The 7,736-nt window shown below is 25.4% G+C and carries 5 protein-coding genes; all 5 read left to right on the forward strand.

The window, feature by feature from the left end:
* Positions 1-231 precede the first annotated feature (231 nt).
* Positions 232-2,406 (forward strand): methyl-accepting chemotaxis protein, encoded by a 2,175-nt coding sequence (locus BUA62_RS08700; RefSeq protein WP_072865491.1) that lies wholly within the window; start codon positions 232-234, stop codon positions 2,404-2,406.
* Positions 2,407-2,462: 56 nt separating this feature from the next.
* Positions 2,463-2,669 (forward strand): HD-GYP domain-containing protein, encoded by a 207-nt coding sequence (locus BUA62_RS11940; protein WP_407656634.1) that lies wholly within the window; start codon positions 2,463-2,465, stop codon positions 2,667-2,669.
* Between the two features lie 2,137 nt (positions 2,670-4,806).
* Entirely contained in the window at positions 4,807-5,916 is a 1,110-nt protein-coding gene (locus BUA62_RS08705) for a THUMP domain-containing class I SAM-dependent RNA methyltransferase (RefSeq protein WP_072865493.1), read from the forward strand.
* Positions 5,917-6,014: 98 nt separating this feature from the next.
* On the forward strand, positions 6,015-6,644 hold the full coding sequence (locus BUA62_RS08710) for an IS607 family transposase (RefSeq protein WP_072865495.1): 630 nt from the start codon (positions 6,015-6,017) through the stop codon (positions 6,642-6,644).
* A partial coding sequence (locus tag BUA62_RS08715) for an RNA-guided endonuclease InsQ/TnpB family protein (RefSeq protein WP_072865174.1) occupies positions 6,628-7,736 on the forward strand: 1,109 nt, incomplete at its 3' end. The genes BUA62_RS08710 and BUA62_RS08715, both read left to right, overlap by 17 nt.

Here is a 7,736-nt window from a genome sequence, read left to right on the forward strand (position 1 = left end):
TTGGGTATTATAAAAACAATTTCTCTCATCTTTTATATGAATATTTTTATTTAATTATATTTTATTGATCTAATTTTAATAAAATTATTATTCGTTATGCCGTAAATACTCTATACTACATCTTGTTTTCATTCTTCCATTTGTTGACTCAACTTTTTATTTATGATATAATTACTAAGTAGTTTTTAAATCGCTTTTATGTGAAAAAAATAATTATAAGGGGGATTTTTTATGAAATTAACTGGCAAATTTCTCACATTAATTTTATCTATAGTTATTTTAACAATTTTTTTATTAACTTCTATATCTGTAATGGTATTTAATAAAGCTTTGCTTAATTCCGATTCTGAAAAATTATTAGCTGTAATTAATAAAACTAATATTGCTTTACATCAATATTTTAAATCCATCGAAAATTTTTTAAACTTAAATGCTAATAGGAAAATTATAATATCCGATTTAAAAAAATTAGAAATTGTCTTTCATGAATTAGAACATGATTATGGTGATTCGAAAAAGATTTTACAATCTGCTTATATTGATTTAAATCCATATCCAACAGGAGAAAAATTTAAACTTGTAGAATTATCAGATACAAATTTAAAGGCTAAATTAAAAAGCTACGATGATTTGCATAAAACTCTACATCCAATAATAAAACGTTTTATAGATATAGAGAATTTTTATGATATTTTTTTGATTTCAACAGATGGTGATATTGTCTATACTTACTATAAGGAACGGGATTTTGCAGATAATGTTTTTAGCGATAATTTGAAAGATTCAAATCTCACAAGTTTAATAAATATTTTAAAGGAAAAAAATAATAACTCTGTTCAATATGTTGATTATAAACCTTATGCACCTTCAAATGGTACTCCTGCCTCTTTTGTTGGTAAAGCTTTATACGATAATGGAAAAATCATAGGGTATTTTGTTATCCAACTACCAATAGACAAAATTGATTCTATTTTACAAGAAAAAACTGGTCTTGGAAAAACTGGCGAAACATATCTTGTAGGGAATGATTTGCTTATGAGAAGCAATTCAAGGTTCGAAAAAAATACAATATTAAGAAGAAAAGTTGATACCATCTCAGCAAAAAAGGCTCTTAATGATGAATCTGGTTGGGCAATCATAAAAGATTATAGAAACATAAAAGTTTTAAGTGTTTTTATGCCATTTAAATATAATAATATTGATTGGGCATTAATTGGTGAGATTGATTATAGTGAAGTTACTGAAGATTCGAAAAAAGCTGTCATTTTTGTGTCTATCGCCTCACTACTTATAGCGATTATTACAATAATTGCTAGTATAATATTCACAAAAAAACTTATAACACCACTTAAACTAATAACACAAGCTTTCGAAAAAATTTCTAACGGTGATTTAACTGTAAAAACAAAGACCTCCGGAAATGATGAATTTGCTATTATTTCTACAGAATTAAATAAAATGACTGAAAAATTAAATTCAACAGTAAAAGATATAGTTGATATTTCCGAGGTATTAAATAACACTTCAACAAATTTAGCTGCTATTTCAGAAGAAAATAATGCGAATATCGAAGAAATTTCATCTCAAACCGAAGTTATAAATGAAAATACTAATGTTCTTTCTTCAGATGTTGAAGAACTTTCATCTGGAATAGAAGAAATAGCATCAAATTCTCATAATATCTCCTCTTCAACTCAAAATTTATTAAATATTACTATAGAATCTAGTGAAAATGCTGCATCAGGGCAAAAGAGTATGAATGATATAATTGATAATATGAAAAATGTTGAAGAAAAAACTTCCAATGTTTCTAATGTTATTGCAAATTTATCTCAAAAAGCTGCCAATATCGGTGAAATTGTCGATACTATTAGTAACATTACAGAACAAACAAATTTATTAGCATTAAATGCTGCTATAGAAGCTGCTCGTGCAGGAGAAGCTGGTAAGGGTTTTGCTGTTGTTGCTGATGAAATTAGAAAATTAGCAGAAGAAAGTAGAAAAGCTACTGATAAAATTAGTGAAATTTTATCAGATATACAAGAAAACTCAAATGAAGCTAATATTGCAACAAACGATGCAAAAAGAGTTGTAAGTTTAATGTATCAATCGGTTGAAGTTGCAAACAAAAAATTTAATGACATTTTCGAAAAAATCGAAACTATTAAACAATTTACTGAAACCATTGCATCTTCTGTTGAAGAACAATCTTCTGCTACAGAAGAAATGGCTAGAGCTGCTGATAACGTAACTAAAAATATACTAAATATATCTGAGAAAATTGAAACTATCACACAAGCAATAGAACAAGAACGAATTGGTTCAGAAGAAATTACTAAAACAAGCCAGGACCTTAGTTCTTTAGCTGAAAAGTTATATAAAATAAGTTCCAATTTTAAAATCTAAATTTAACTCTGGTGGTTTAATGGCTAAAAAAGATAAACGTTATATTACACATTGGTTTGAGAGAAAAAAATATACCTTTTCTATCTAGAATAATTATGTTAAGCGATAGTTTCGATGCTATGACAACAAAACGTTCTTACAAACTTGCTTTAAGTATAGAGGAAGCTATAATTGAAATCAAAAAAAATAAGGGGTCTCAGTTTGACCCCATTTTGGCTGAAAAATTTGTTTCATTTATCAAAACTAAATTTCACATAGAATAAAATCTCATATCAACCTACTAACTTTCATCTGATCTATATATAATACGATGTCTAAAAAGTCAAATTCTCTCAGGCAGCTCGATTGCTTATCCTTAAAATTATTCATTCTCAGCCGTCGTTCAGATTTTTCATCCATGAAAAAGCTTCACTCAAAAAAACATCCTGTTTTTTTGACGGCTTTCATTCATAATTTTAAGGGCAATCTTCGAGCCTTCATTTCATTTTAGACTTTTTAGACAATCTATATATAAGTTATTTTTATTCTCTTAATTTTATCTTTAATATATATTATTTTATCGAAAATATCATATTTAATTTATATTTTCTTTTAAAATATTACTTATACTTAGTTTCATTTAGCTTATACTAGAGCTCATTTCCTCTGAAGCAGCTGAAACCTCCTCAATATCCTTTATTAACATTTCTACTTTTGTATCTATATCTGAAAATATTTCTATTGTCTCTCCCGCATTCACCCCTTACAAGATTTGGACAAAAAATAAGAAAGGGATATCATAAGATTGAAAAAAGAAAGTGGTGTTTTTTAATGAGAAAACGAACTAATTATGAACCAGAATTTAAGTTGTCTTTTTCAGCAAAGCTGAAAAGAATATATGTTTCTTTATTATAAAATTTAATTGATCCTATTAACTGCTGTAAGCAGTTAAAGAATATCTTTCCGATGATTCTTTAACTCTAACATATTTTGCTTCGCAAAATAGAAATAGGTAAAAATTTTAATTATATAAAATCTTTTTTATCTTCGATAAAAGATGGGTTAAAAAATATAAAGATTCTAATTATGACGATAATGTGTTTCATTCTAAAAAAGGTCGTCCTAGTTCTATGATTTCTGATATTTCTAAATCATGCTGCGCAAGCTGAATGATTTTTTATTTTATAAATTTTTATATATATTATTATATATATTAATTTTTTTCTACTTATTTTTGCGAAGCAAAATGCTTTGGTATTATTAAGTCTAGTTCAGATAATACTAATGATTCTGTTGCTTTAGAGAAAAAACTTAAATATTATGAACAATCGTTATGATTGTCTTCTTCTTGAAAAAGAACTTCTTATTAAAATGCAAGAGGATGAAATTAATTTTTTGAAAAAAAAACATCAATGGAAAAAGTAACTTTTGTTGGAGATTTACTGCTTATTACATGATGCTTTGCATCATGATGTTTTGATTTTCTATTTTAATAAATATAACTTTATAATTTTTTAGTTTGTTTTCAAACTAAAAAAGTTATGGTGTTTATTTAAACCAAATGCTTAATCGTTATAAGATTAAACGTAGCACTTTTTATTTTAAATCAAAATTGTTTTTTACTGTTAATCGTTATAATAGAAAAAATAAATTTTTTAAAGGTTATTCTTTAAATGCTAAAGGTGAAAAGGTTTATGATGAGTATATTAAAAAACTACTCGTTGATTTGTTATCGATTGATGATCCTAACATGCTCCGCAGGTTTTTGGATTTTTTATTTTAATTTAATTCTTAATATTTTTTTCTTGATTAAAAATCAAGAAAAGCTTTTATTGAATCATTTCATTCTTCTGTCCAAAGAGAATTTGTTGAATATATTTCTTTTAACGATATCGATGATGTTTATAATTATTACATGTCCTATATTTATTTCTATAATCATTTTTGCTTCGCAAAAAAATAATTTTGATTTTTATAATATTAATGTTATTCATATTTTAAAATAACTATATAGTTTGTTTATAAGTAATATCTATTTATTATACTATTTTATTTTTTCGCTTTTCAAAGAAAAGCAGTTATGGGTCTTTAAAGTATCTTACTCCTGATTTCGTTTTTTATCTTTTTAATGATAATTTCAATGATTTTATTTCGTCTTATAATTTTTCTGATTTTTTCGTTTCTGTGAAAAAATGAGTTTTTCTTATTTTTTGTCTAATTTTCGGGGGTCAAGCCGACAATCATCACATAACATTTTCTTTTTTTATGTATGAGAAGTTAATTGTGTTATAATTCTATTAGAAAAATTATTTATAAAAACGAGAAAATATAAACTGTATCCCTTAAAAAGTCCTTTGATAAAATTAAAAGAAACTATGGTTTGCATATAATTATACATTTACTAATAAAAGAGGTGCCAATATGGAATATTTAGTATTATGTGCTCTTGGTTTAGAAAAAATACTTTCAAATGAATTAAAAAAAATGAATTATAAAATAAAAAACGCAAATGACGGTATGGTTCATTTTTCTGGCAAAGATTTTGATTATTACAATCTAAATCTAAATCTTAGAACTGCAGAAAGGGTTTTTATAAAAGTTGGTGAATTTCATGCCGAAACTTTTGATGAATTATATGATGGTATTATGAAATTATCGCTATCCCATTTTTTGCCAAAAAATGGGAAGATAATAATTGATAAAGTACGATCTTCAAAATCCACATTATATAATCAATCTGTTATACAATCTGTATTAAAAAAAGCTATAATTGAAAAATTAAAAAAAGAATATAAAATAAATTCATATTCTGAAGAAAATGGAATATATAAAATAAGAGCTTATTTAAAACGCAATAATGTTATAATAGCTTTAGATACTACTGGTGAGGGTTTACATAAAAGAGGCTATAGAAAATTGGTAAGTGAAGCTCCTTTAAGAGAAACAATAGCCGCTGCTATGATTTTAAAAGCTGGATGGAAAAGAAAAGATGTGTTAATAGATCCTTTTTGTGGTTCGGGCACTATACCAATAGAGGCTGCCTTATATGGTTTAAATATCGCACCTGGGTTATACAGAAGGTTTATTTTTGAATCCTGGAAAAATTTTGATAATAAAAAATTCGAAACTTTAAAAAAACAGGCTATAGAATCAATAAAATATACAGATTTAAAAATATTTGGATTTGATAAAAATTATAAAATGATAGAAATAGCTTTAAGAAATGCGCAAACTTTCAAATTAGATAAATACATTAAATTCGAAAAAAGTAATATGGAAAGTATAAAATTAAATTATAATAATGGATATATTATTACAAACCCACCATATGGTCTGAGAATTAAAGATAAAATACATGCTGAAAAGATTTATGAACAAATGAGATATTTAAAAAAACAATTCCCACATTTTGATTATTCTATTATTACATCGCATGAAAAATTTGAACATTTTTTTGGACAAAAAGCTAATAAAAAGAAAAAAATAATAAATGGAAATCAAATTTTATATATATATGAATTCAAAAATTAAGGAGGAAAAAAAAACAGCTCAAACTAAATTAAAAAATATTATAAAAACCTCCTGTTTTTGAATAATTTTATGATATAATAAAAACAAGAGGTGAAAAAATGAAATATTACAGAATTAAAGAATTTGCAAAATTAATAGGCAAAACACCGCAAACATTAAGAATATGGGATGAAAAAGGTATTTTTAAGCCGGATCATATTTCTGAAGGTGGGCATAGATATTATTCTGAAAAACAATTAAATGATTTTTTAAAGATAAAACACAACATCAACAAAACAAAGAAAACTATTGGTTATTGCAGAGTAAGTAGTAGAAAACAAAAAAATGATTTAGAAAGGCAAATTGAATACGTGAAACAATATTTAATTGCCCAAGGAAAACCTTTTGAAATAATAACTGATATAGGAAGTGTGATTAATTATAATAAAAAAGGTTTAAACGAATTATTAGATAAAATAATAAATGAAGAAATTGATAAAATAGTTGTTTTATATAAAGACAGATTATTAAGATTTGGATTTGAACTAATTGAAAATATAGCAAATAAATTCGGTGTAACGATTGAAATAATAGATAACACAGAAAAAACAGATGAAGAAGAATTGACTGAAGATTTGATACAAATTATAACTGTGTTTAGCAGCAAATTAAATGGCAAAAGAGCTCATAAAGCAAAAAAAATAATTCATCAATTAAAAGAAGAAGATAACAATGATAAAAACATATAAAATTAAATTGCGTGTAAATAATAAGGAACGAACAAAATTAATGGCTGCAGCAGGGACAGCAAGATGGGCATATAATTTTGCTCTTGCAAAAATAGAAGAGTACTATAAAGAAACAGGAAAAATCATTGGAGATAGAGCAATAAGGAAAGAATTAACACAATTAAAACAAACTAACGAATATAATTGGCTATATAAATATTCAAACAATATCACGAAACAAGCTATAAAAGATGCTTGTGCTGCATATAAAAGATTTTTTAAAAAATTAGCAAACAAACCAAAATTTAAGGCAAAGAAAAAATCAAAACCCAGTTTCTATGTAGATCCGTATAAAATTAAGTTTAAAAATACAAAGGTGCTAATAGAAAAAATAGGATGGTTAAGACTGTTTGAAAAAGATAAAATACCAGAAAGGGGCAAATATTATAATCCGAGAGTAACATATGACGGAATTGATTGGTATCTAAGTATAAGTTTCGAAACAGAGAATATAGAAGTTGATAATGGAAAATATACAGAAGGTATAGGAATAGATTTAGGAATTAAAACATTAGCAACTATAAGCAATGGTTCAAAATATGAAAATATAAATAAAAAACATAAAGTTAAAAAGATATTAAAGCGTTTAAAAAGATTACAAAGACAAATATCAAGGAAATACGAACAAAACAAAATTCAACATAAAGGAGGTGAAGTCCGTTACCAAAAGACTAAAAATATAATAAAACTTGAGTCAAAAATAAGGAAAATACATATAAGGTTAAAAAATATCCGCAATGATTATATACATAAAATCACAGCGTCTCTGGTGAAAACCAAACCAGAATATATAGTTGTAGAGGATTTAAACATATCAGGAATGATGAAAAATAAACATCTGTCTAAAGAAATACAGCAATCAAAACTATATGAAATTATCAGACAACTGGAATATAAAACAAAAAAACATGGAATAAAATTAATAAAAGCAGACAGATATTATCCTAGCAGTAAAAAATGCCATAAATGTGGAAAAATAAAAAAGGATTTAAAATTATCAGACAGAATATATATGTGTGAATGCGGATATAAAAACGATAGGGATTTAAATGC

The organism is Marinitoga hydrogenitolerans DSM 16785, assembly GCF_900129175.1.
In the GTDB taxonomy this organism is placed as follows: domain Bacteria; phylum Thermotogota; class Thermotogae; order Petrotogales; family Petrotogaceae; genus Marinitoga; species Marinitoga hydrogenitolerans.

Bases quoted from the DNA above. Each gene is read 5' to 3' on its own strand.
- BUA62_RS08705 (WP_072865493.1), top strand. From the start codon at position 4,807: ATGGAATATTTAGTATTATGTGCTCTTGGTTTAGAAAAAATACTTTCA.
- BUA62_RS08710 (WP_072865495.1), top strand. From the start codon at position 6,015: ATGAAATATTACAGAATTAAAGAATTTGCAAAATTAATAGGCAAAACA.
- BUA62_RS08700 (WP_072865491.1), top strand. From the start codon at position 232: ATGAAATTAACTGGCAAATTTCTCACATTAATTTTATCTATAGTTATT.